The 23,091-nt window shown below is 64.8% G+C and carries 27 protein-coding genes, 1 tRNA gene and 2 pseudogenes; 13 read left to right on the top strand and 17 right to left on the bottom strand.

From position 1 onward, the window contains the following. Positions 1-34 precede the first annotated feature (34 nt). The 3 genes from JWJ88_RS19655 to JWJ88_RS19665 are packed head-to-tail and all read left to right on the top strand — an operon-like array spanning position 35 to position 2,021. Positions 35-727: a GntR family transcriptional regulator gene (locus JWJ88_RS19655; protein ID WP_205296105.1), complete on the top strand. Its 693-nt coding sequence runs from the start codon at positions 35-37 to the stop codon at positions 725-727. Then, positions 724-1,059: an EthD family reductase gene (locus tag JWJ88_RS19660; RefSeq protein ID WP_205296106.1), complete on the top strand. Its 336-nt coding sequence runs from the start codon at positions 724-726 to the stop codon at positions 1,057-1,059. Before JWJ88_RS19655 ends, JWJ88_RS19660 begins: the two co-directional genes overlap by 4 nt. Beyond that, a complete protein-coding gene (locus tag JWJ88_RS19665; RefSeq protein WP_205296107.1) occupies positions 1,056-2,021 on the top strand; it encodes an NAD-dependent epimerase/dehydratase family protein in 966 nt (321 codons plus the stop codon). The genes JWJ88_RS19660 and JWJ88_RS19665 overlap by 4 nt, the downstream gene beginning before the upstream one ends. 308 nt (positions 2,022-2,329) lie before the next feature. Here JWJ88_RS19665 and JWJ88_RS19670 read toward each other — a convergent pair. Then, positions 2,330-2,470, bottom strand: a pseudogene (locus JWJ88_RS19670) (IS110 family transposase); the annotation flags it as partial. Between the two features lie 301 nt (positions 2,471-2,771). Here JWJ88_RS19670 and JWJ88_RS19675 point away from each other — a divergent pair. Continuing rightward, positions 2,772-2,894, top strand: a pseudogene (locus JWJ88_RS19675) (IS256 family transposase); the annotation flags it as partial. Positions 2,895-2,900: 6 nt separating this feature from the next. Here JWJ88_RS19675 and JWJ88_RS19680 read toward each other — a convergent pair. Continuing rightward, complete coding sequence (locus tag JWJ88_RS19680) at positions 2,901-3,782, bottom strand: LysR family transcriptional regulator (protein WP_205296108.1); 882 nt, start codon at positions 3,780-3,782, stop codon at positions 2,901-2,903. Between the two features lie 147 nt (positions 3,783-3,929). Here JWJ88_RS19680 and JWJ88_RS19685 point away from each other — a divergent pair, with 147 nt between their 5' ends. The 4 genes from JWJ88_RS19685 (at position 3,930) to JWJ88_RS19700 (ending at position 5,566) form a co-directional block, all read left to right on the top strand. After that, positions 3,930-4,169, top strand: a complete 240-nt coding sequence (locus JWJ88_RS19685) for a YgaP family membrane protein (RefSeq protein ID WP_205296109.1) — start codon at positions 3,930-3,932, stop codon at positions 4,167-4,169. 14 nt (positions 4,170-4,183) lie between these two features. Then, entirely contained in the window at positions 4,184-4,570 is a 387-nt protein-coding gene (locus JWJ88_RS19690; RefSeq protein WP_205296110.1) for a DUF1330 domain-containing protein, read from the top strand. 43 nt (positions 4,571-4,613) lie between these two features. Further along, entirely contained in the window at positions 4,614-5,054 is a 441-nt protein-coding gene (locus JWJ88_RS19695) for an SRPBCC family protein (protein ID WP_205296111.1), read from the top strand. A 116-nt stretch (positions 5,055-5,170) separates the two neighbouring features. Continuing rightward, the gene (locus JWJ88_RS19700) at positions 5,171-5,566 is read left to right on the top strand and encodes a hypothetical protein (RefSeq protein ID WP_205296112.1); all 396 of its coding nucleotides are present in this window, start codon (positions 5,171-5,173) and stop codon (positions 5,564-5,566) included. Positions 5,567-5,641: 75 nt separating this feature from the next. Here JWJ88_RS19700 and JWJ88_RS19705 read toward each other — a convergent pair whose 3' ends face one another. From JWJ88_RS19705 to JWJ88_RS19745, 9 genes are read right to left on the bottom strand one after another with little or no spacing between them, the layout of a single operon-like run. Continuing rightward, on the bottom strand, positions 5,642-6,037 hold the full coding sequence (locus JWJ88_RS19705; RefSeq protein WP_205296113.1) for a MarR family winged helix-turn-helix transcriptional regulator: 396 nt from the start codon (positions 6,035-6,037) through the stop codon (positions 5,642-5,644). Then, positions 6,034-7,722: a DEAD/DEAH box helicase gene (locus tag JWJ88_RS19710; protein WP_205296114.1), complete on the bottom strand. Its 1,689-nt coding sequence runs from the start codon at positions 7,720-7,722 to the stop codon at positions 6,034-6,036. Before JWJ88_RS19710 ends, JWJ88_RS19705 begins: the two co-directional genes overlap by 4 nt. 14 nt (positions 7,723-7,736) lie before the next feature. After that, a complete protein-coding gene (locus JWJ88_RS19715; RefSeq protein ID WP_205296115.1) occupies positions 7,737-8,366 on the bottom strand; it encodes a hypothetical protein in 630 nt (209 codons plus the stop codon). A gap of 19 nt (positions 8,367-8,385) precedes the next feature. Next, the gene (locus tag JWJ88_RS19720) at positions 8,386-9,264 is read right to left on the bottom strand and encodes an ATP-binding protein (protein ID WP_205296116.1); all 879 of its coding nucleotides are present in this window, start codon (positions 9,262-9,264) and stop codon (positions 8,386-8,388) included. Beyond that, a complete protein-coding gene (locus tag JWJ88_RS19725; RefSeq protein ID WP_205296117.1) occupies positions 9,261-9,743 on the bottom strand; it encodes a hypothetical protein in 483 nt (160 codons plus the stop codon). The genes JWJ88_RS19720 and JWJ88_RS19725 overlap by 4 nt, the downstream gene beginning before the upstream one ends. Further along, entirely contained in the window at positions 9,733-10,512 is a 780-nt protein-coding gene (locus tag JWJ88_RS19730) for a hypothetical protein (protein ID WP_205296118.1), read from the bottom strand. The genes JWJ88_RS19725 and JWJ88_RS19730 overlap by 11 nt, the downstream gene beginning before the upstream one ends. Continuing rightward, complete coding sequence (locus JWJ88_RS19735) at positions 10,509-11,042, bottom strand: hypothetical protein (RefSeq protein ID WP_205296119.1); 534 nt, start codon at positions 11,040-11,042, stop codon at positions 10,509-10,511. The genes JWJ88_RS19730 and JWJ88_RS19735 overlap by 4 nt, the downstream gene beginning before the upstream one ends. After that, positions 11,042-11,395, bottom strand: coding sequence for a hypothetical protein (locus JWJ88_RS19740; RefSeq protein ID WP_205296120.1), 354 nt, complete (start codon positions 11,393-11,395; stop codon positions 11,042-11,044). Before JWJ88_RS19740 ends, JWJ88_RS19735 begins: the two co-directional genes overlap by 1 nt. 22 nt (positions 11,396-11,417) lie before the next feature. Next, entirely contained in the window at positions 11,418-12,011 is a 594-nt protein-coding gene (locus tag JWJ88_RS19745; RefSeq protein ID WP_205296121.1) for a sigma factor, read from the bottom strand. Between the two features lie 265 nt (positions 12,012-12,276). On the opposite strand from JWJ88_RS19745, the gene JWJ88_RS19750 reads away from it, so the two are divergent. Beyond that, positions 12,277-13,878: a PDDEXK family nuclease gene (locus JWJ88_RS19750; RefSeq protein WP_205296122.1), complete on the top strand. Its 1,602-nt coding sequence runs from the start codon at positions 12,277-12,279 to the stop codon at positions 13,876-13,878. Between the two features lie 14 nt (positions 13,879-13,892). Here JWJ88_RS19750 and JWJ88_RS19755 read toward each other — a convergent pair whose 3' ends face one another. Then, positions 13,893-14,849, bottom strand: coding sequence for a helix-turn-helix domain-containing protein (locus JWJ88_RS19755; RefSeq protein WP_205296929.1), 957 nt, complete (start codon positions 14,847-14,849; stop codon positions 13,893-13,895). A 31-nt stretch (positions 14,850-14,880) separates the two neighbouring features. Between JWJ88_RS19755 and JWJ88_RS19760 the strand changes: the two genes are divergently transcribed. Both JWJ88_RS19760 and JWJ88_RS19765 read left to right on the top strand, forming a co-directional pair. Beyond that, positions 14,881-15,708 (top strand): recombinase family protein, encoded by an 828-nt coding sequence (locus JWJ88_RS19760; RefSeq protein WP_240200308.1) that lies wholly within the window; start codon positions 14,881-14,883, stop codon positions 15,706-15,708. After that, the gene (locus JWJ88_RS19765; RefSeq protein WP_205296123.1) at positions 15,705-16,088 is read left to right on the top strand and encodes a hypothetical protein; all 384 of its coding nucleotides are present in this window, start codon (positions 15,705-15,707) and stop codon (positions 16,086-16,088) included. The genes JWJ88_RS19760 and JWJ88_RS19765 overlap by 4 nt, the downstream gene beginning before the upstream one ends. Here JWJ88_RS19765 and JWJ88_RS19770 read toward each other — a convergent pair whose 3' ends face one another. The 5 genes from JWJ88_RS19770 to ychF all read right to left on the bottom strand — a co-directional run bounded on the left by JWJ88_RS19770 (position 16,089) and on the right by ychF (position 21,432). Next, on the bottom strand, positions 16,089-16,964 hold the full coding sequence (locus JWJ88_RS19770) for an endonuclease NucS domain-containing protein (protein ID WP_205296124.1): 876 nt from the start codon (positions 16,962-16,964) through the stop codon (positions 16,089-16,091). It abuts the gene before it with no gap. Between the two features lie 396 nt (positions 16,965-17,360). Continuing rightward, a tRNA-Ser gene (locus tag JWJ88_RS19775) sits at positions 17,361-17,450 on the bottom strand. 184 nt (positions 17,451-17,634) lie between these two features. Further along, positions 17,635-19,086, bottom strand: a complete 1,452-nt coding sequence (locus tag JWJ88_RS19780) for a GntP family permease (protein ID WP_240200309.1) — start codon at positions 19,084-19,086, stop codon at positions 17,635-17,637. Then, a complete protein-coding gene (locus tag JWJ88_RS19785) occupies positions 19,079-20,134 on the bottom strand; it encodes a patatin-like phospholipase family protein (protein WP_205296125.1) in 1,056 nt (351 codons plus the stop codon). The genes JWJ88_RS19780 and JWJ88_RS19785 overlap by 8 nt, the downstream gene beginning before the upstream one ends. Positions 20,135-20,334: 200 nt before the next feature. Then, positions 20,335-21,432, bottom strand: a complete 1,098-nt coding sequence (gene ychF, locus JWJ88_RS19790; protein ID WP_205296126.1) for a redox-regulated ATPase YchF — start codon at positions 21,430-21,432, stop codon at positions 20,335-20,337. A 129-nt stretch (positions 21,433-21,561) separates the two neighbouring features. Here ychF and trpA point away from each other — a divergent pair, with 129 nt between their 5' ends. Continuing rightward, on the top strand, positions 21,562-22,359 hold the full coding sequence (trpA, locus tag JWJ88_RS19795; RefSeq protein ID WP_205296127.1) for a tryptophan synthase subunit alpha: 798 nt from the start codon (positions 21,562-21,564) through the stop codon (positions 22,357-22,359). A gap of 112 nt (positions 22,360-22,471) precedes the next feature. After that, entirely contained in the window at positions 22,472-23,089 is a 618-nt protein-coding gene (locus JWJ88_RS19800) for a glutathione S-transferase family protein (RefSeq protein ID WP_205296128.1), read from the top strand. Positions 23,090-23,091: the final 2 nt, after the last annotated feature.

Below are 23,091 nucleotides of genomic sequence, written 5' to 3' on the forward strand. Positions count from 1 at the left end.
TTTATAAAATCTGTAAGTCAATATAGAAAGTGATATGATTGATAATTCCCTCTCCGCCTATGACCTGCTGCGCGCCGAGATCCTGCATGGCGACCTGATGCCGGGCGAGCGGCTGGCGGTGGCAGATCTACGCGCGCGCTATGGTGTCGGGCTGACGCCACTGCGCGAGGCGCTGATGCGGCTGGCCTCGGAAGGGCTGGTCGAGACCGAGGCCAATCGCGGCGCCCGGGTGCGCGAGATTTCGGCCCGGGAACTGCACGACCTGTTCTCGACCCGGCGCGAGTTGGAGGCGATCTGCCTGGCGCGCGCCATGGCCAACCGCACCCCGGAATGGGAGGCCGAGATCCTGCGCAGCCTGCATCTGCTGTCGCGCGCGCCCTTGCCCGAACAGACCGCCGACCGCGCCACGGCCGCCCGCTGGGAGGCCGCGCACCGCGCCTTTCACACCGCCCTTGTCGCCGCCTGCGCCTCGGACTGGCGGCTGCGGCTGTGGCACATGCTGGCCGACCAGTCCGAACGCTATCGCAAGCTGCGCCTGCTGGCCCCCGTACCCGACCGCGCCGCGCCGCGCGACATCGCCGCCGAGCACGAGGCCATCGCCCGCGCCGTCATCGACGGCCAGGCGGCCCATGCGCTGGAACTGATGGACAGCCACCTTGCCCGCACCGAATCGGTGGTGGCGGGCCTGTTGCAAAACCTGCCGAAGAAAAGGAAGAACCCCGCATGATCACCCGCAGCGCCTTTCTGCTGGGCCGGGTCGCCCCCGAGGACCAGCCCGCCTTCGACCGCCACATGCGCGAAACCGTGGTGGCCGAGATCCTGACCTATCCCGGCATTCGCCGCGTCACCCTGCGCAAGCTGGCGCAGGCCGATGCCGGCGCCGAGGCCGATGCCGCCTATATGCAGTTCGACCTGTTCTTCGACAGCCACGCCGCCATGGATGCGGCGCTGGCCAGCCCGGTGCGCCAGGCCGTGCAGGAACGCATCAAGGCCGGCATGGGGCCGTTCGCCGGCCGGGTGATCCATGTCGTCTCCGACATGCTGGAGGACCGGGCATGACCACGCTGGTCACCGGCGCCGGGCTGATCGGCAGCGCCGCCGCCGAATTGCTGGCGGCGCGCGGCGGTCGCGTGGTCGTGCTCGACATCCGCCGCCCCGAGGCGCTGCCCGAGGGCATCGCCTTCGAGGCCGCCGACATCACCGATGCCGATGCCCTTGACCGCATCATCGCCGCGCATGGCATCCGCGAGGTGATCCATACGGCGGCGCTGCTGTCCTCGGCATTGCGGGCCGATCCGCTGACCGGGCTGCGCGTGAACCTGCTGGGCACCACCACGGTGCTGGAGGCCGCGCGCCGGCACGCCTTGCGCCGGGTGGTTCTGGTCAGCTCGACCACGGTGCTTTACGCGGGGTTCCCGACCCTCGGCCCGGCCCCGATCCCCGAGGACGCCGCCCTGCACCTGATCAGCCAGCGCCCCGGCAGCCTCTATGCCATCAGCAAGCTGGCGGGCGAGCAACTGGGACTGCTTTACCGCGACCTGCACGGCGTCGATACGGTGTCGCTGCGCTATGGCGCGGTGATCGGCGGACGGCGGGCGGACCAGACCTCGGTGCCGGGGCGGCTGTTCTCGACCCTGGTCACGGCGGCGCGCGAGGGGCGCACCCTGCGCCTCGACGACCCGCTGCTGGTCTGGGCCGGGCCGGAGGAATTCGTCGATGTCCGTGACTGCGCCGGCGCGGCGGTGGCGGCGCTGGACGCGGCGCGCCCGGCGCTGGGGGTCTATAACATCACCCATCCGGGGCAGTGGACGCTGGATGCGGTCATCGCGGCAGTGGCGCAGACGCATGGCCCGCTGGCGGTCGATTACGACCGGGACGTGAGCACGGGCTTTGCCGGTTTCCCGCATCCGCGCCCGGCCCCTAGCGCCATCGACGCCGCCTTGGATGAGCTGGGCTTCTCGCCCCACCACGACCTGCCCGACAGCCTGCGCTACTGGTGGGCGAGTGGGTCCGGGGACTGATGCGGGAATATCCCGGAGGGGATGGGCCTGACGTCGAACCTTCTTTTGTGGATGCCGCTCGTTTTGCAAGGAATTTCTGATCGTCTGGACTTGTGATCGAGTGCGGTCTTTTGTCAGGCCTGTACGTGCGGCTGACTGGCGCCGCTGGCCGGGATGGTGATGCGCGGAGCGGGGCCACATCTCCAACAGCGAGCTCGAGGCTCGGAGGAGGTTTCTGGTTTGCCCGATCCGGATCATGTCGATCATGTGCCCATGCAGATCATGCCTTCCTCACAACTCGGTGGCCCGAGTGCCTGTTCGATGCCCGATCAGGCGCCGATCAGCACCGGACCACGATAGCTTTCACCGCGCGTCAGCATTGCCCAGATACCGCGCGCCATCTTGTTGGCCAGCGCCACGGCGACCACCGGGATCGGCTTGCGCTCCAGCATCCGCGCCAGCCACGACCCTTTAGCAGGACTATTTCAGCGCCCTGCTAAAGCTTGTGTTTTGACACCACGAGTATGGCACATCGCGATGCCGTCAGGGGAGAGCGGCATCCACCCCATCTCCACCTTAAGTCCTTGTTTTTATATTGCTGAGAGGGGTGCAGTCGTGCGCATGCTTCGGTATTGCGCCGCTATGGCGGCGACGGACGCACCATCACCGGCAAGCGGATGATCTTCGGCGCTCGTTCTGGGCAACCTTCAGGTGCGTTCGCTCATCGGCGGCAGTGTCCTGCGAGACTTGAAACCGACAACTGAGATGACGATGGCCGACGAGAGAATTGCGCTGATCGAGCTTGTTGAGAGGCAGGCCGATGGTGACTTCATGCGCGAGATGATGGCCTTCGCAGCCGAGCGGATCATGGAGGCTGAGGTCGAAGCCCGGACATTCCATTTACGCCCCGGCAACGAACGCGCTCTCTCCGGCAATAGCCTCGGCCAGCATCCGCGCGAATACCCGGACCCGTTCCATGCGGCGCAGGTCGGGATGGGTCAGGAGCCACGCGGGCAAGGTGTCGTAGGTCGCTGTGCCCGGAACGCGCGTGAGAGACGGGTCCCGGTCGCCCATGATGCAGGGCAAAAGCGCCATGCCCAGCCCTTGCCGCGCGGCCTCGGCCTGAAGCTCCAGCCCCGGCAGGCGCCAGGCGACCGACTGATCCCCATAACCCATGTGCGATATCCGCTCTGAAAACCGCTGGACGTCGGGCCAGCCGATCCAGGCCGCTTGGCTGCTTTCGCCCGCCTCGAAATGCGCCTCGACATAAGCGGGCGAGGCATAGACCGCGTCGCGGAATCTCGGCAATTGGCGGCCGACGAGATGGTCGTCCGGGGCCTCGGCAAACCGGATCGCGACGTCGGCATCACGGCGGCCAAGGTCGGAATAGCCGTAGGTCGCCACAACCTCGAGGTCGATATCGGGGTAGTCCTGCCGGAACCGGACCAGATGCGGCAAAAGGAGATACTTGGCCACCGGTGGCGGCACGGTCAGGCGGATCGGGCCTTGCAGCCTGATGTCCGCCCCCAGCACGTCGCGCTCGACCTCGAACACTTCCGCCTCGATCTGCTGCGCCTTGACCAGAAGCCTCGCGCCCGGACCGGTCAGGACCAAGCCATCCGGCGTGCGGTCGAACACCTGCGCCCCCAGCGCATCCTCCAGTGCCTGCAACCGGCGCAGCACGGTCGAATGGCTGGTTCCAAGCCGCGCCGCAGCCGTGCGCGCCGACCCACCCCGCTCGAGCGCGAGAAACACCTTCAGATCGTTCCAGTCCAGCGCCATGGCAGTTCCGCAAATGGTGGAACAAATCTGAACCACTCGGTCTGCAATAACGGTTCGCGCGGACCGCGTCCATCCATGCGATACGGGTCTCGTTCCGCAGGCCGCGGCTCGATGACCCCGATCTCCAACCCTCAAGGACGCACGATCATGTCTTTCCTGAAACGTCTCACCACCCGCAACGTCGGCACGGCCGACCGCATCATCCGAACGCTTCCATCCATAGCCTTCGCCTTCGTCTGGGCCACGGGCGCCGTGACCGGGACCGCCCTTATCGTCTTCGGCGTGATCTTGGCCATGCTGCTGTTCACGGCCATCACATCGCGCTGCTCGATCTACGCGATGTTCGGCATTGGCACGTGTCCGCTGCAGAATTCCGAACCCCGATAAGAAAGAGACCAGAAATGTTGAAGAAACTTGCCCTCGGCCTTGCCCTGTCCGCCATGACCCTTCCCGCGCTCGCCCAGCAAGCGGATCAGCCCGCCTATCTCGTCGCCACACTCGAGGTCGCCGACCTCGCCGCATATTTCGACCGCTACGGCGGCCCGCTCTTCCCGATGCTCGCCGCGGCGGGCGCAGAGGTGCTGGTGGGAACGCCCACCGTCGAGACGCTGGAAGGCGACTATGCCGCGACATGGACGGCGATCGTGCGGTTCCCGTCGATGGAGGCGCTGAGCAGCTGGTACGCCAGCGACGAATATCAGGCCATCGCGCCCGAGCGCCGCGCCCTCAGCGACGCCGAAACGTCCGTGCTGTTCGCAGCCCCCGGCTTCGTGATGCCGGCTCAATAGGGCCGGCATTCGAGCACCCAATTCTCATCAGAGGAAGAACAAGATGACCCACCACGTCAAAGCCACGCGCGAAATCCCGGTTGCCTCCGCGGACCTCTGGCAGACCGTTCGCCAGATGACCGGGGTGGAGGACTGGTATCCGGGCCTCAGCCGCGAAAGCGAGGTTCTGGAGGAAGACGGCACGGAGCCGCGTCGCAATTGCCTCATGCAAGACGGCGGCGTGCTGAAGGAGCGCATCCTCCTTCGCGACGATCTGACCCGCACCTTCGTATATGCCATCGACAGCCATCCGCTTCCTGCGAAGAACGTCGTGGGAACGATCCGCATCGACGATATCGGGGACGGGGGCAGCCACGTAACATGGTCGGCCAACATGGCGCTGGACCTGAAATCCGCAGATCAGATCGCGGCGATGGTGACGGGCATGTATGAGGCGGGGCTTGCGTCGTTGGAAGCGTATCATCGCGACAGTCAAGTCGCCTGAGCGCAGGCAACGCCATTGGGGGCATGTCCGAGCGTCGTCTCACGGACATGCCACCCCATCCATCCTCGATCTCTTGTATACGTTGTTCGCTGCAACTTTCCCTTTGGTAACGACCAGTGGACCAGGTGGATTTCAAGCGTGTAGCCCGTCAGCTTGCAGAGCTTCCATTCAGATTGAAGCTTTGGCTTGCTTGGCTGACTTTCGCCACGCTGGCGATACCCCTGGCGTTCCTCTCACACCCTTTTTTCGTCGCCTTGATAGTGTGCCAGGCCGCGAACATCGTGTTTGGTGGCTGGCTTATGCTGCGCTACGGATTGGTGAAACTTCTCAGCCTTGCTCACATCCTGCTCTGGACCCTGATGCTGGGTAAGTTCATGTTTTATCATAGCACGCTGTCGGGGTTCGAGCTTTTCGTCGCGTATTCCGTAATTACGACGGTCTTCGTCTCCCTCATCCTGGATTTTCGGGACTTCCTGGATTGGAGACGTGGGGATCGAGACCCTATCGTCTGAAAATCGAGAGAAGATGACAGCTCTGCTGATAGACGTGATCAATCGTGAAGAAGCACCGGTTCGACATTTTCGCTGCTAGCGCAACTTCTCTAGAATCCGCGCCAGTTCTGCCGTTTCATCCACGTCAAGTTTCGTCCCGAAATGCGTTGCGATCGCCCTTCGATAAACCGGCCACATGGACTTCAGTAACTGGCATCCATCTTTGGTTATGTGGAGGACCTGACCTCGGCCATCGTCGACGCAGTTCTCGCGCACGATGTAGCCTGCCGATTTCAGCCGGTCGGTCAGCCGCGACAGGTTGTACTGCGCGAGCAGCATCCGCTCCTGGAGCTGATAAGGCCGCAAACCGTCCGGTTTCACACGGTCCAGTTCCAGCAGCGCGTCATACCACGCAAGCGGAGGGAGCCGAATACGCTCCGGGCAATCCGCAGCCGCTGCGGACGGGGGTGCGATTTGCGCGACATGGCTCACGCGGCCCTCCCGATGTCCGGGCTGGCGCGGCCCACAAGTTGGCGAATCTCGCGCTTGTTGAAGCCGAAGGTCATCAGAGCGGAGGCGCGGTAGCGCGTCAGGCCGAAGTCATGGCGGCACTCGGGCGGCAGGTACTGAAGCTGCTTTTCGGTCGGCGGCTGGCGCAGCCAAGAGCGCGTCTTGAAGGCGCTCTCGTCGGTCTCATGGGTGTTCAGCCAGTCGTCCGCCTGTGCGAGGCAGACCGTGCGTTCGCCCACGCCCAGCAGATGCGGGCGTTCGCCCTTCGCCCCGCCGATGGCGTACCAGACCCCATCCAGCCAGAAGATGCCGCCCCAGGCCGCGAAGCCCGTGGCCATCAGCGCGTCGTCCGTGCCGTAGAGGTCGACCCACGCGAAGCTGGACCGCTTCAGCAGGTCGATCTCGGTCATCATGAAGCCCGAGAGCGGCGCGGCACCGTCGCCTTCACCGGCCTCTTCGTCCTCCCGCGGGAAAACCTCACCGCAGAGCGGGCATTCGGTGGCGGCCAGCGGAATATCGGCGCCGCAGCCGGGGCAGGATTTCGTCGGGGCGTCACCAGCCTCGGTCTTGCCGTCGAGATCGACATCCTGTTCCAGCGTGCCGTGGATCAGGCTCGACGTCCCGAAATCCAGCACGACGCAGTCGGTCTTGACGATGCCGGGGTGTTCCTCGGGATCGACGGTGCGCAGGCCGCGCCCGACCATCTGGATCATCGTGGACTTGTAGGAACTGGGCCGCAGCAGCACGACGCAGGAGGTGGGCGGGTGGTCCCAGCCCTCGGTCAGCACCGCCACGTTGACCACGACGCGGATGCCGCCCGCCGCGTAGTCGGCGAGGATCGCCTTGCGGGTCTCGGCCGCCAGATCGCCGTGGATCAGCGCGGCGGAAACGCCAGCTGCCCTGAAGGCGTCGGTGACATGCTCGGCGTGCGCGACGGTGGAGCAGAACACCACGGTCTGGCGGTCGCCTGCCTTCTCCTTCCAGTGGCGGATCACCTCATCGGTGACGGGCGCGCGGTCCATGATGCCCGCCACTTCGGCCATGTCGAAATCCGACATGGTCTTGCGGACCGAGCGCAGCTCGTCCTGCACGCCCACGTCGATGACGAAGGTGCGCGGCGGCACCAGGTGGCCCGAGGCGATCAGCTCGCCCAGCCGCACCTGATCGGCGACATTGTCGAAGACCTCGCGCAGGCCCTTCCTGTCGCCCCGGTTCGGCGTCGCCGTGACACCGAAGATGCGGGCGTCTGGATTGGCCTCGCGCACGCGATCGATGATGCGGCGATAGCTGTCGGCGACGGCATGGTGCGCCTCATCCACGACCAGCAGGTCGAGGCGCGGCATGTCCGCGAGGTTCGAGGCGCGCGCCAGCGTCGGCACCATGGCGAAGGCGACCTGGCCACCCCAGGATTTCTCCGTGGCGTCGATGACCGACGTGGCGACACCCGGCACCACGCGCTGGAACTTGACGCGGTTCTGCGCCGTCAGTTCGTCGCGATGGGCCAGAACGCAAGCCTTGGCGCCGTCGCCGATCATCTCGCCGGTGACTGCCGAAAGCATGATGGTCTTGCCCGCGCCGGTGGGCGCAACGCCCAGCGTGTTGCCGCGGGAGGCGAGCGCAGCCACGCTGCGCTCGACGAAGGTCTTCTGGCGGGGGCGCAGGCGCATGGCCGGTCTCCCCCTTACTGCGCCCAGCTCGGCCGACCGGCGAACCCGGGGGCGGACGCGGGCTGGGTGGGCTGATGTGCCGCTGCCGCAGGGGTGGTCTGCTGCGGGGCATGTCCGGCTGCACCCTGTCCGCCGAACTGCAGCGCCGCAGTCCCCATGACCTGCGCGTAATCGCGATGATCTGGTGTGACAGCACTGCGGATCTCGTTCTTGTCGTCACCGCTGGCGTCGGTGCCGATGTCGATGCGGGCGATGAACTCGATCCCGTCGAGATCGGCGAAGCCGTTGATCCGCCGCGCCGCCTGCGCCTCGGCCGACATGTCCTTGTCGGAAATCCCGCGGGCCGAGTTCAGCATGCCGCGCACCAGGCTGCGGCCCATGTTCGCCCAGTCCGGCCCCTTCGGGCTGTAGAGCCCGATCAGCGTGAAGATCTTGCGCCGGGCGTACTGCCCCTCGGTCACCGTGAACTCGCCGTTCAAATAGACAGCACCCGTCGAGCCGCGTGTGGCATACCCGCCGGTCCAGCCCTGCGAGGCATCGTCGAAACCGCCGGGGCGGATGGTAAGGCGCACCTTGGCCAGCGTGCCCTTGGGGATCAGGTTGGTGTTGCTCTGCGCGTCGTTGAAATCGTTCCAGGAACCCATGGGGAACCTCCTTTTCTGATCAGGATTGCGGTTGGGATTGGGCGTCAGCCGCCGGATCGGCGGGTGGCGGGGTGTAGGTCAGGCGCTTGGGCGCTGGCGCGACGGGGGCGCGGATCTTCGTCATCAGGCGGCCGAGATGAGGCTCCTCGACCTGATCCAGCCGACCGGAGCGGTCCTTGGCCGGAAAGCCCCAGGGGTTGATCGTGTGGCAGACGAAGGCGCGATAGGGATCGCCATCGGCCTTCAACTCCGCCATGGTGATCACCTCGTCGACGATCCCCGGCAGCTCCAACCCGGTCTTCGAGCCGTCGATCTGCGGCTGGAACACCTTGCGATTGAAGTCGTCGAGCTTCTCGTCGAGGATCCCGACGAACCAGACGTTCTTCGCCCGCGTGTGCTGCAGGTGCGTCAACCAGCCGATCATCTCGCGGCCGTGCAGACCGTAGGCCCCGCGCACATCCGGCTTGCCCGTCTTCTCCGACAGCGCCTCGGGCTGGCCCTTGCACCAGCCGAAGCACAGCCGCCCCGCCACGGTGATCGAGTCCACGAAGATCGTGTCGTAGCGGTCGAGCGCGGCCGGATCGCCGAAGCGGTCGCAGACCGCCTTGTAATGCGCGGGGCTGTAGGGCTGCTCGTCGCGGAGCGCAGGGTTCGGCCCGCCGATGAACACCGCGAAATCCCGGCATTCCGTCCAGGTCCGCGGCCGGATGCTATCGCCTGCCCAGCCCTCGATGGCGAGATCGCCCGCCTCGAGATCCATGAACAGGGTCGTCGATGCGTTCAGGGTCCAGAGGAGCGAGGTCTTCCCGATGCCGGACTTGCCGAAGATGCAGCCCTTGATGCCCCGCGGCTCGGCCAGCCGCTGGTCGGCGCTGATGATCGGAAGGCCGCCGGTCATGTCAGCACCTCCTCACGCGCCCGCGCTGCATCCGGGTCGTTGCTGGTCACGGCCGCGAAAAGCGCATCGAGACGATCCGCCTCGTCGAGGCATTCCTTGCCCTTGCGGCGCATGAAACGACGCGCGTCATCGAGCAGCTCGGGCTCGGCGATGAGGTGCGGGATGGCGACGTATTCCGCGGCGGACTCAACAAAGTAGGACTTCGAGCGCAGATCCTTCACCAGAGGCGCGAAGGACTCGCAGACCTCCGCGAAATCGGCCTGGCCCACAGCATCGTCCTGCGTGCGCAGGATCCGCTTCACCTCGGTGATGATGCCGGTCCGCAGCATCCGCAGCGCACCTTCCTGCCGCGCCTGGCTGCAGGTCAGCGGGAAAGCATCCTCCATCATGTCATCGGCGATTTTCGGGGCGTTGTTGCCAAGTTGCGAGGCAACCTCCCAGACACGTTCGGCAAATGCCGCCGATTGACTATCGAGCATCAAACCACTCCTTGATTGTCGTGAAAGCTGCGGACCCCTGGGCGATTGCCGTGGCATCGAGGTCGTGAAACGGGGTGTCCCTGGCCTCACGCATGCCCTTGCGGGCCAGGGCGAGGTTCTCGTCCGAGGCCCATTCGGCAAAGGCGCGAAAGACCCCTGTCACATGCCGCCAGGCCGCTTGCTCGGGCGTCGGCGGGACGTAGAGAGGATTGCGTCGGCTGGCGGACCGCTGTGGGCGCAACCCGCGCATGGCTGCGTCGACCACCATCTTGCGCAGCGCCGCACGGGTCGGTTCCTCGCCGCGCTCCAGACGATCGTCGAGGGCGCGACGAACGACGCCCGGGTCGGCGGCTTCGGCGTCGCGGATCTGGCGGGCCTCGTGGATCTCGTCGCGGCGGAGGCCGAGTTCGGCTGTGGTGGTTTCAACGTTGCTGTCTGCAACCTTGAAATTTCTCCCTCCGCCGTGGCCTGCCACTTCGCCCCGCGCCTGTGCAGCATCGTATTCATCGGCCAGCCGACGCTTGGCGCGGGCCTCGATCTCGAGCGCATGGGCCTGCGCGCGATGTGCCGCCGCGACGAGATCGTCATGGGCGCTCTTGGCGCGCTGCAGCCGGGCGGCGCGTTTCGCCACGTCGTAGGCCAGACCGGCCACCTCGCGCGCCTCGAGCACCTCGGCGGCGGTCTTCGCGCCCGAAAGCATGCTGGCCGCGCGGTCGATCAGGCTGGGCAGGTCCTGCGACGGGGCCGATACCGGGGCGAGCGCCGTCATTGATCGCCCCCCTGCGGGACTATCTCGATCTTCAGCGTGCCGGGCCGGACGGTGCGCGCGGGCTCGAAACCGGCACGGATCGCATCGGGCCAAGCGGCGTATTTGCGCTCGGGCACCTTGAAGGCGATGTCGACATACTGGGCGGGATCGTCCCCGGCGGCGCGGATACGCTCGACCATGGCGGCGAGGCGATCCTGATCCCAGTCGACCCGTTTCGGCAGATCCGCGACCACGGTGAAATCCCCGTCGTCGAAGCGGATCGTGCCGGTGTCCTTGCCCGCCGCCTGCCGTTCCTCGGCGGCGCGGGTGGCGTAGCGGACCGTCAGTGCGCCATCGAGGCGGGCCTTCGCGGCCTTGTCCCGCTTGATGCGCTCATCAACGTCGCGCTGCAGGATGGCCAGCAACTCGACGGGCAGCTGGGCGATGTCCTGCAGCCCGAGGCCCGGTAGGTCGTCGACGGTGGGGGTGTTCGCGGGGAACGGCATGTAAGGGTCTCCATGATCGGCAAAAAGAGATTGGAAGGCGGTCATCACGCGGCCTCCTGCTCGGCGAGCAGGAGCGCGGACAGCGACACGGCTGCGGCCTTCGGCTTGGGGCGGGCGACGGCGATGTAGGCGAACTGGTCGGGGCCCGTGCGCTCCTGCACCAGGTGCACGAGGCCCTGTTCGGCGGCCCAGAAGGCGCGCGACCCGAGACGGGCCAGTTCAGCGCGCTGCTGATCCGGGAGCCGGGCGAACATCGGGAAGATGTCGAGAACCAGAAAGCCACGATGGTATTCGAGCCGGTCGCCCGGCACGGCCTGCGCCACCCAGGCGCAGAACTCGATCTCGGTGAGCGGTCGGCGGGCGCGGACCGTGACGAAGGGGGTGGTGCCCATGAACATGATCTCCTCCTTTCGCCTCTACTCAGGCCGCCGCGAGATCGTCCCAGGCGGGACCGAGACCGTGGGCGGTGAGGACGTGGCGGAGATCGGCGAGGCGGCGGTAGAGCGCGGAGCGGCTCCCGAAACCCTCGGCCGCGAGCGCGGTGACGGGGCGATGCGCCAGCACCACACAGAAGCGGCGATCCTCGGCTGGGAGCCGCGCGAGGGCGGCCTGCAGAGCGTGGTGAAGTTCGGTGACGGCGGCGGCGCAGCAGGTCTGGCCGTGCCAGGCAGCAAGCCCGTCGTCCTCGGTCAGCGTGTCGCCGACCAGCTCGCGCGTTCCTGCCAGCGGAACCTCGAGCGAGAGCAGCGACCCGCCCTGCGCCCGGCGCTGGCAGTGATGACGCATCGCGATCCGCGAGGACTGGTTGCGCAGGACGATGTTGGCGAAGGCGCCGATGCTGCCACGCGCGGGGTCGTAGGCGGGCAAGCGGCGCAGCAGATCGACCAGGAGGTCCTGACCCAGATCCTCGCGCTCGCAGATCGGCATGCACAGCTTGCGCCGGAGCCGTTGTGCCGCCGCATCGGCATCGTGGATGATGGTTTCAATGTCGTCGGGGGAAAGTTCGATCTGCATCGCTGTGCGCCTCGGTCATCGTTTCTGATGAGCCCAAGGTGCCGGATGCGGTCGGCGCGCAGGTGGGAACGGGGTGGGAAAAAGGTGGGGGTTTGGTGGGGCTTGCGGACCTGAGCGTCAATTTCTCGTGCAGGTCTCCGTAAAAGCCCACAGCCGTCAGCCGAAGGGCAGCACGCTTGGAGCGCATGTGCCTTCGGGGCCTACCTGTCGACAGTGCCACTCAGGTGATGCAACATCGGCTTGCGCTGAACTGGAAATCGAACGCATGAACTTGAAGCCTCCGCCGGTCGACAAGGGACAAGCCGGCCTCGACGAATTCCGCAGGAATGCGAAACTATACGAGCTCTCGATCACAAACCGGATGAGCCGAGAGTTCTATCGAGCGGATCTATCGAAGTGGAAAAAGCTCTACGCGACCTTGGCTGCAAAACGAGAGCCGGGAAGCAACGCTGCGATTCACTTCGCATCGCTGTCATCTCTTTGCGGCGAACTGTTGGATCAATATGGGCCCGAGCCAACTCCAAAGAAGCGAGCACCAAAGACGACTACGTCGATCCGGCTGGTGTATCCCGATTTTCCGGATGAAGTAACTCACAGGCTCCATTTTCTGGAAGGGCCTGGGGCGCGACGCCAGCGCGCCAATGACCTCGCGTCGCACGCAGCCTTCGTTTTTCGACAAACCTCCGGCACCGGTCGCGTTCTCGTCTCGGTTGGAACCCGGCAAGATGATACCAGACTGTTCGAGCGGCTGGTCGAGGCAATTGGAGCGGGTCTGTTTGGTGATCCGGCGAAGTCCGGTTTTGATGCGGAGCGCAAAAACCCCCAGTGCGCCAGCAATGCGGTAACCCCGCTGGAAAGGGTCTGGCAGGACAACAACCAGGCGCGCGGATATAGCTGGCAGGCGCGTGCTTTGGGCGATCAGTTCCGTGGCATCGACGGCAAGGGGCTTCCACAAGACCTTCCGGACGTGAAGGACGCGCCCCCGTGGGATCCGGACCCCAAGTGGCAACAAATTCTGAACTTGACGGAAGCGAACCGACTCTCTGACGCCATGGATTTGGTGGAGGCCATCCCAGGGCGTGATCGTGAGGCGCTTTTGGACGAGGTCATATATCTGAAATTCCTGACAGATCGCGAAATTCGAGCTGATGATGTGAGGCTGATCGCTCGCAAGTATGCAACGACGTCGCTCATCGCGGGTCGCCTGCATGACGAGTTTGAGGCATTTGTGGCCTACTTTGATCAGGAGTTGCAGGACGATCCGCCCGTGCTTTCCAAACTGCTTCGATTTGACCCTGACTTTGGCCGGGGGATGATCCCGGTGCCGCCTCCCGCGTCGGACTGGCCAGCATACCGTGCATATCAGGCTCAGTTCATCAACTCTACGGCGCCTCGCGGCCGCATCTTCTCAGTAAACATCGACGTTGGCTTCGCCAATGTTGAGAGCCTGCTCGCAGGGCATATGGCGCTGGCAGAGGACGCGTTCCGCCGAGATCGATCTATACCGGGGATCGGTGCGAGCGGGTGGATTTCCGAACTCGCACTTCTTGACCTTTTCCGTGCGATTTGGCCCAACGCCAAGCACCAATGGCGTCCTTGGTTTCTTGGCCGTCAGTCGATCGACATATACATTCCCGACATAAACTTGGCAGTAGAGTATCAAGGCCAGCAGCATTACGAGCCGGTCGCACTGTTTGGCGGCGAGGAAGGCTTCAAGAACGCGCAGGTTCGGGATGAGCGAAAGCGGCTGCTACTGGAGGCGAACAGCGTCCGCCTCCTTGAGTGGCGATATGATGCACCGATATCGAGAAAAGCGCTGATGCTAAAGCTGGCTGAGATTGGAGTATCTTTGCCACTCGAAGAGTGAAGTGGGCTGGCGTCTCAGCCGTCAACCACGATATCCGAAGCGGGGACGCCGAGCCGGTAGCCCCGGTTGCGCACGGTCATGATCAGGGTCTTGCTCTCGGCATCGGTGAACCCCGCAGCCTTGAACGCGTCGCGCAGCTCGCGGATCAGATCCTTGGCCTCGCGCGCCGTCGTGCCTTCGACATGGGCTCCGGAGGCGACCTGATCGCGCGACACCGCTTTCTCCAGCAGGCGTTCGAACACGGGGAAGATCTGACGCGACAGAATGACGGAGCGACCGTCCCATTGAACCTCGGCCGTTGCCCTTCGCACGCGAAGCACGGGCGCCAGCGGGACCGGCGCCAGAGCCGCGATGTCGATCGTGCCGCCGAGGCCATTTGTGGCGGGCGTCAGCACCTCGAGGATTTCGATGAGATGAAAGCCCGCATCCTGGTGTCGCCGGGCAATCTCCGCTGGCAACTGCGGTGCGAGGATAGCGATGTCCGAGCCCTGCGCCGCCTGGCGCAAGGTTGCTATGATGCCGTCGCCGGTCAGGGCTGCGGACTCCAGCACAAGAAACACTGCGCGCCCCGATGGCGTATCGCCGAGCCGCCAGACCTTCTCTGCCGCCAGCTTCGGGGCCGCGCCAAATCCCGCAGCCGCGCCGATCACGGATGCCAGTGCCGCAGCCCCGATGCGGAACTCGCGCAGATCGTCCTCGGTGAGATCGATGTCATGTCGGCGGTCGAGCGGGCACTCAGCACGATATCCATCGCCCGCTTTCCGGATCGGCCGACAGGGGAGTCCGCATTCGCAGGCGTCGCAGACATCCCAATCGGAGAGCGGCGCCTGTTCGACGAGGACACGTTTCGCCAGCAGCCGGTCAAAGCCCGGACCGAAGAACGGCGCGGCAAGCTCACCGGGCAGGATCGCGTCTTCGCCAGCCTCACTCAGCCGCGTCAACAACCTCACAGCCGAGCGCATCCGCGACAAGGTCCGCGCTTCCCGCATGAAGGGGATGTGGATGGGCGGCTATGTTCCGCTCGGTTACGATGTGAAGGATCGCAAGCTCGTGGTGAACGAGGAAGAGGCCGCCACCGTGCGGGGCATCTTCGAGAGGTTCGTCGAGGTCGGATCAGCGACCGTGCTGGCCCGCGAACTGCGCCGCAAAGGGCTCCGCAACAAGCAGGGCACGTTGGTCGACAAGGGATATCTCTACAGGGTGCTGGTGAACCGCGTCTATCGCGGCGATGCGGTCCACAAGGGCAAGGCCTATCCCGGCGAGCATCAGGCCATCATCGACCAGAAGCTATGGGATCAGGTCCATGCCATCTTGCGCGAGAGCCCGCGAAAGCGCGCCAACAACACCCGAGCGCAGGCGCCTGCGTTGCTCAAGGGGCTGATCTTTACGGCCACGGGCGCCGCCATGACCCCGAGCAGCACGAAGAAGGGCGCGCGGCGATACCGGTACTACGTCTCGATGGACGTCATCAAGAATCGCGAACCCAGCGACGAAGGCATCCCGCGCCGCCTGCCTGCCGACCTCGTGGAAGCGGCCGTGGTGACCGAGTTGAGGCGGGTGATGCGCGCCCCGTCGATCACGGCACAGGTCATCTCCCACTTGGCGCGCGAGGGTCACGCCTTTGCCGAGGCCGACGTGATTTCCGCGCTGCAGACGTTCGAAGACGTCTGGGGCCAGCTATTCCCCGCAGAGCAAACCCGGATCGTGCAGTTGCTGGTGCGCCGGGTCACCGTGACGTCCGAAGGGCTGGAGATCGATGTCCGGACCGACGGCGTCTCGGGCGTCATGCGCGACATGATGGCGCCGCGAAAGAAGGTGGCGGCGGAATGATGAAGCCCGACGAGTCCATCCAGATCTTCGTGCCGCTCAAGGTCCGCAAGCAGAACGGGCGGCCGAAGATCATGCCGCCCGCCACCTATCTGCCCAGTGAAGACCGGACGCAGGATCCGCATATCCTGCGCGCCATCGGCCGGGCGTGGGGCTGGCGGCGGCGCATGGAGGCTGGCGAATTCAACACGGTGACCGATCTGGCGAAAGCGGTGGGGCTTGCCGAACGCCATGTCAGCCGACAGCTGCGGCTCGCCTATCTCGCGCCGGGGGTCCTCAAGCGCTTGGTCTACAAGCGCGAGGTGCCCGCCGTGACCCTGTTGAAACTGACCGATGTCGCGGCCATGCCATGGCAAGAACAGCCGGAGCGGGTGTTCGACTGATCAGGCGACACGCGTAAGCTGCATCGGCCACCCAATTTCGTACGCCGTGATGCCCTCGGCTTTTGCCAATGAACGGACAGAGGTTGGGATCCGCTCGGCGACTAAGACTCCGTCCAATTTGCCGTATACAAAGTCATCTCTCTTCCCGAGGGCGAGCAAGTAATCCGCCACCTGCTCCACGGCTTCGGGCCTCGCTTCGGCGCGCTTTAGCTCGATGATAAGCCAATCTCCTGTCGACCGGTCACGTCCCAGAATGTCGATGCGCCGAGAAGTAAGCCCACCATCGACCGGGAATTCGTCCTGAACAAGGTCGTAACGTCCCGCCCAAGGCGTCTGCTCCCAATTCGCGAGGATGCTGTGCTGGATCACGTATTCGGTCGTGAAGCCATCCCCTTGATGTGGCGTCCTGTTGAGGGCCAAGACGCTGTGATCGAAGTCCGCCAATTCAACAAGGGTGGGGATCACGAAATCTCTGGCAACGACCAGATGCCCCGACGTTTTGTTGCGACCCTCGAAGACAAACGGGATGCCCCTCGTGACAAACTGCGCGTGATACTTGCCGTTAAAGACAGCGTGACCGAAGTCACCGCGCGCCGGGCGAAATGTGTCGATCGCGACGGACCATTGCAGATCAGGAGACGCCGAGAAAGCCAAGTAGACAACGCCTCGCGCATTGGGCCATCGCGCTTTTCGAAGAGGGTGATCCGAGCGGATCATCCAGTCCAACCCACTGGCAGCTGCTGTCCTGATCAAATGATCGACGGCGGGCGTGAGACGCCAGGATCGCGCAATGTAGGCCTCGCCACCTTGTTGTATCAGGAGGCCACCTTCGAGTTGTTCTATCTGAATGCCGTTCGAGTAGGCTTGGTGGTTCATCAGCACCCGTTCCCTTTTTTGTAATCGTTATCGTTTGATAGCTGATCCGTCATCAGCGCTGTCTTGCGGATCGCACGCAGTGCCGTGCTGACCTCGCGATAGGCCGCCACGGAGCCGTCCTTCTGACCGCCCTGCGCCTTCGTGTCAGTCTCCGTTACCGGATTATCTCGCGAACGGGGCGACCCCATGAACGCGGCAACCAATTGGAAATACGAGGATGTTTTACGCCGTCCCGTGACCATGGAGGGGCGCTCGAAGAGAGACACGGGCCATTCGGAGACCCGTTCTGCGTGAAGCGCCCAGTCTCCGAAGGGCGGATGGCCCGGCCAACGCCCTTTGAAACAAAAAGAAAAAAGGCCCCAATCGGGGCCCTTGAACGGATTCGGTGTCTGAATGTGGCGGAGACGAAGGGATTCGAACCCTCGAGACGGTTCCCCGTCTGCACCCTTAGCAGGGGTGTGCCTTCGACCACTCGGCCACGTCTCCGCCGCCTCGTATATGGATCAAGAAGCACGGAAACAAGGGCTTTTTCATCGCACCAGAGATTCGCAACACGGGCACGATTTTCCCTGTTTTCCACAAACCTCTGCAGGAATATGCGCGATTGTCGGGTGAAATTGGTGTGACGGCCGGGGCGCGGCCTTAAGACGACCCGCGCGCAAACCCCGGTTCAGAAACTGCCCACCACCGTGCCAAGCACGATCACCGCCACCAGCGCCAGAAGCGACCCCACGATCGCCACCATGACGATGTCGAAATAGCTTTCCCGAGGGGTGACGCCGCAGACCGCCAGCAGCGTCACGACAGCGCCACTGTGGGGCAGGCTGTCCAGCGTGCCCGCACTCATCACCGCGACCCGGTGCAAAAGCTGCGGGTCGATTCCCTGCTCCAACGCGCGTTGCAGATAGGTGTCGCCTAGGGCATCAAGCGCGATGGTCAGCCCGCCCGAGGCCGAGCCGGTCAGCGCCGCAAGGATATTGGTCGCGATCGCCATCGAGACAAGCGGCCCGCCGCCGATCGACAGCACCCAATCGCTGACCAGCCCGAATGCGGGAAGGGCTGCGACAACGGCGCCAAAGCCGACGAGGCTTGCCACCGCAAAGATCGGCAGGACCGAGGCATTCGCCCCGGCATCCAGCGTTTCGCGCAGCCGCGGCAGGCGGCGGTAGTTCAGGCCGACGGCGATCAGGGCGGCCATGGTCAGGGCCACGGCCACCGACCAGACCCCGCTGACCGCCTCGAAGCTGGTACCGCCCCAGCGCGGCTCGGACAGCCAGGAGAAGTCCAGCGCCGGCAGGATGACGAAAGTCATGCACAGGTTGACGGCAACCACCGCCAGCAACGGGATTGCCGCAACCAGAATCGAAGGTGAACCGTCGCTCTGATGCCCCCGCGCGATCTCATTGGGGTCGAATTCGCGCGCTGTCACCGCCCTTTCGCGTAGGACGGCCTCGTCGATTTCCGGGGCGCGGATCGCGGAAAAGCTTTCGCCGCTTGCGCGGGCACGGGCTTCGGCACGGCCCAGCCACCACAAGCCGAAACCCAGCATGATCGCCGATGCGATCAGGCCCAACCCCGGCGCAGCAAAGGGGGTAGTGCCGAAAAAGGGCATCGGGATGGCGTTCTGGATCGCCGGAGTGCCCGGCAGCGCCATCATGGTAAAGGTAAAGGTGCCAAGGGCGATGGCGGGCGGCATCAACCGGCGGGGGATGTCGGCGCGACGAAACAGCGCCTCGGCCATGGGCGCCAGAACGAACAGTGCGACGAACAGGCTGACGCCGCCATAGGTCAGCGCCGCCCCCGCCAACACCACGGCCAGAATGGCGCGATCCGGGCCAAGCCGCAGGGTCAGGAAATCGGCAATGGCGCGGACCGAACCCGTATCCTCCATCACCTTGCCGAATACCGCACCCAGCAGGAACAGCGGAAAGAACTGTCCGATAAAGCCGGCCGCGGCCAGCATGAAGGTCTGCGTCCAATGGGCAAGCAACGGCTCAGCCGATATCGCAGCCGCCAAAAGCGCAGCAACAGGTGCCAGCAAAAGAACGCTCCAGCCGCGATAGGCCAGACAGATCAGCAGCGCCAGCGCCAGCAAAATCCCGGCCAGCCCCACGTCAGACACCTTCCAGCAAGGTATCGAGGTCTATCGACGACCGATGCCCGATGTTTTCCGCATGGTCCCGCAGGAAGGCGTCGGCCGAACGGCGGCCTTCATCGCGCAGCATATGCAGGAACTTGCGGTCGGCGATCATCTTGGAGGAATAGTCCAATGTCGTCATCACGTCGTTGGGCACCATATGAACCCGCATCCTCGCCCAGCGCGCACCCTCGCCGTTACCGGGATCGGCCACCTGCCGCAAAAGCGCGATCATGCGCAGTTCCTTGAGGGTGGCGGCATTGAACGACACCTCGTTCAGCCGGTTGAGGATCTGGGCGGCAGTGCGCGGCGTGCCGGGGCGTTCGATCGGGTTGATCGGGATCAGGATGGTGTCATCCGAATCCACCTCGCGCACCAAGGGCGTCAGCGTCGGATTGCCGACATACCCGCCGTCCCAGTAGCTTTCGCCTTCGATCTCGACGGCCTGAAAGACGGTCGGCAGGCACGCCGAGGCCAACAGCACATCGGGCGACAGCTCGGCATTGCGAAAGACCCGGCCGCGTCCGGTACGCACATTGGTGGCGGTGATGAAAACCTTGACCGGCGCCTGTTTCAGCCGCTCAAAGTCGATGACCTGCCCGATCACCTTGCGCAGCGGATTGATCCCGGCAGGGTTCAGCATATAGGGCGAAAACAGCCGCGACAGCGTGTCCATGGTCACGAAGGCCGGCGAATGGGTCAGCGACCAGTTGCCCAGCGCGACATCGAACGCGTTGGCCTGAAACGGGCTGAGCCGGGCGGCATCGGCCACGAATTCCCAGAATGCGGACAGGGCCTGCTTTGCCCCCTGCGCTCCGCCTGCGGCAAGGCCATCGGCCAGAACCGCCGCGTTCATCGCCCCGGCAGAGGTGCCGGAGATCCCGACGATGGACAGCCAGTCCTCGTCAAGAAGACGGTCAAGAACGCCCCAGGTGAACGCGCCATGCGACCCGCCCCCTTGCAGGGCCAGATCTATCGGCACGGAAGGGCGCGAGGTAACGGACTTCCTGCGCTTGGTAGAGGGCTGGTCCATGATGTCCCGGCTTGTGACTGAGCCCGAGTGTATCAATGTCGCGTGCATTCACAACAGCGCAATGCTGCGACGCAGAATTTTTCCGGCGAGCGCCTTTGCGATTGACGGGCACTCAACCCGTCTGCCTGCATTCGTGCAAAAAGGACCGGGCGTTGGCACGACCACCTTTCCCTGACGGGAAAGAGGCCGTGTTTCAGCGATCAGGCGTTGAACAGGAAATGCAGCACGTCGCCGTCCTGCACCACATAGGACTTGCCCTCGACGCGGAACTTGCCGGCCTCGCGCGCGCCGGCCTCGCCCTTGTAGGTGACGTAATCGTCGTAAGACATGGTCTCGGCACGGATGAACCCACGCTCGAAATCGCCATGGATCACGCCTGCGGCCTGCGGAGCCATGGTGCCCTTGTGGATGGTCCAGGCACGCGCCTCTTTCGGGCCGACGGTGAAATAGGTCTCAAGGCCCAAAAGCTGGTAACCTTCGCGGATCAGCCGGTCCAGACCGGCTTCGTGCAGACCCATTTCTTCAAGGAACATCACCGCTTCCTCGGCCGGAAGCTGGCTGATCTCTTCCTCGATCTTCGCCGAGATCACCACATGACCGGCGCCCTGCTCGGCCGCCATCTGCGCCACGCGCTCGGACTGGCTGTTGCCGGTTGCAGCCTTGTCCTCTTCGACGTTGCACACGAACAGCACGGGCTTGGCGGTCAGAAGCTGCAGCATGTCCCATGCTTTGCGCTCATCCTCGGCCACGGTGACGGTGCGGGCGGGCCTGCCGACCTCCAGCACGGCCTGCGCGGCCTTGAGCAGCCTTTCCTGCGCCACCGCCTCTTTGTCGCCACCTTTCAGCTTGCGCTGGATATTGGCCAACCGCCGCTCGATGGATTCCAGATCGGCGATCATCAGCTCAGTCTCGATGGTCTCGGCATCGGCGATGGGATCGACGCGGCCCTCGACATGGGTCACGTCGCCGTCTTCAAAGCAGCGCAGCACATGGGCGATGGCATCGACTTCGCGGATATTGGCCAGGAACTGGTTGCCCAGCCCCTCGCCCTTGCTGGCGCCTTTGACCAGCCCGGCGATATCGACGAAGGTGATGCGGGTCGGAATGATCTGCTTGGACCCGGCGATCTCGGCCAGCTTGTCCAGCCGGGAATCGGGCACGGCGACCTCGCCCACGTTCGGCTCGATGGTGCAAAAGGGGAAATTCGCAGCCTGCGCGGCGGCGGTCTTTGTCAGCGCGTTGAACAGCGTCGACTTGCCCACGTTCGGCAAGCCGACGATCCCCATGCGAAAGCCCATGATGCACCCCTTTTGTCCGGATTTTCGCGCTTATTATGGGGCCGTGACGCCCAAGTCCAGTGGCGGGCCGTTGATCTTGCCCCTCAAGCCGCGCTAGGGCTTGGCGGTCATGAAGGAGATCCGGGGCTCATGAGCAGAATCGACGACACTTTCGCGCGGCTGGCCGAGACGGGCGGCAAGGCTTTCGTCACCTATATGATGGGCTGCGACCCGGACTTCGACCGCTCGCTGGAAATCATGCGCGGCCTGCCCGGCGCCGGCGTGGACATCATCGAGCTGGGCATGCCCTTTACCGACCCGATGGCCGACGGCGCCACGATCCAGGCGGCCGGCCAGCGCGCGCTGGCGGCGGGCGGCAGCGTCAGCCGCGTGCTCGACATGGCGCGCGCCTTTCGCCAGGACGACGACCGCACCCCCATTGTGCTGATGGGCTATTACAACACCATTTATGCCCGCCCGGGTGGTGTGGACCGCTTTATCACCGATGCGGTCGAGGCCGGTATAGACGGTCTGATCGTCGTGGACCTGCCCCCCGAAGAGGATGCCGAGCTGTGCATCCCCGCGCGCGAGGCCGGGCTGAACTTCATCCGCCTCGCCACGCCCACGACCGATGACCAGCGCCTGCCCGCAGTGGTGCAGAACACCAGCGGCTTCATCTATTACGTCTCGGTCACCGGCATCACCGGCGGTCCCGCCGCCAACGCGGCCGAAGTCGCGCCCGAGGTCGCCCGCATCCGCGCCACCGCCAAGTTGCCGGTCGTCGTGGGCTTTGGCATCTCGACCCCGCAGGCGGCACAGGCCGTGGCGGGCGTGGCGGACGGCTGCGTCGTGGGCTCGGCCATCGTCAAGCAGATCGGCGAGGGACGACCCCTGCCCGAGATCATGGCTTTCGTCGCCGCACTGGCGCAGGGCGCGCACAGCGCCTGAACCATCCCCGCTTCGGTGCGTTCGATTGTGCAGAACGCCGCGTTCCAGCCTTGGCCGGTTGGGCAAACGCGGCGTCGCGCTATCTTGGACGTATCGCAAGACGGAGGATTTCATGCCCACCCTGTTCTACCACGCCGGCGCCTGCTCGCTCGCCCCGCATATTGCTCTGGAATGGATCGGCGCGCCCTATCAGGCGGTGTCGGTCGAATTCGGATCGGCCGAATTGCGGGCGGTGAACCCGGCAAGTGCCGTGCCGGTGCTGCGCGAAGATGACGGCTGGACGCTGACACAGGCCGGCGCGATCCTGCATCATCTGGCCCGCAAGCACCCCGAAGCGGAACTGGGCGGTGGCGACGACCTGCGGTCACAGGCCGAGTTCGACCGCTGGTCAAGCTTTTTCACCGGCGACATGCACCCTGCCTTTTTCCCGCTGTTCATGCCGCAGCGTTACACCACCAGCCGCGAACAGGCCGACCGCGACGCCGTGCAAGAGGCCGGACGCAAGCTGGTGCGCAAGCGGCTGGCGCTGCTGAACGATCATCTTGAAGGCCGGGACTGGATCCTGGACCGCCGCTCGGTGATCGACGCCTATGCCTTTCCGATGATCCGCTGGGCGGCAAAGCTGCTGCCCGAAGGCATCGCATCCTGGGCCAATGTGCAGGCCCTGCATGACCGCATCGCGGCCGATCCGGCCGTGCAGGCCGTCCTTGCCCGCGAAACGGGCGCATAAAG

The sequence above is a fragment of the Paracoccus methylovorus genome, assembly GCF_016919705.1.
Lineage (GTDB): Bacteria > Pseudomonadota > Alphaproteobacteria > Rhodobacterales > Rhodobacteraceae > Paracoccus > Paracoccus methylovorus.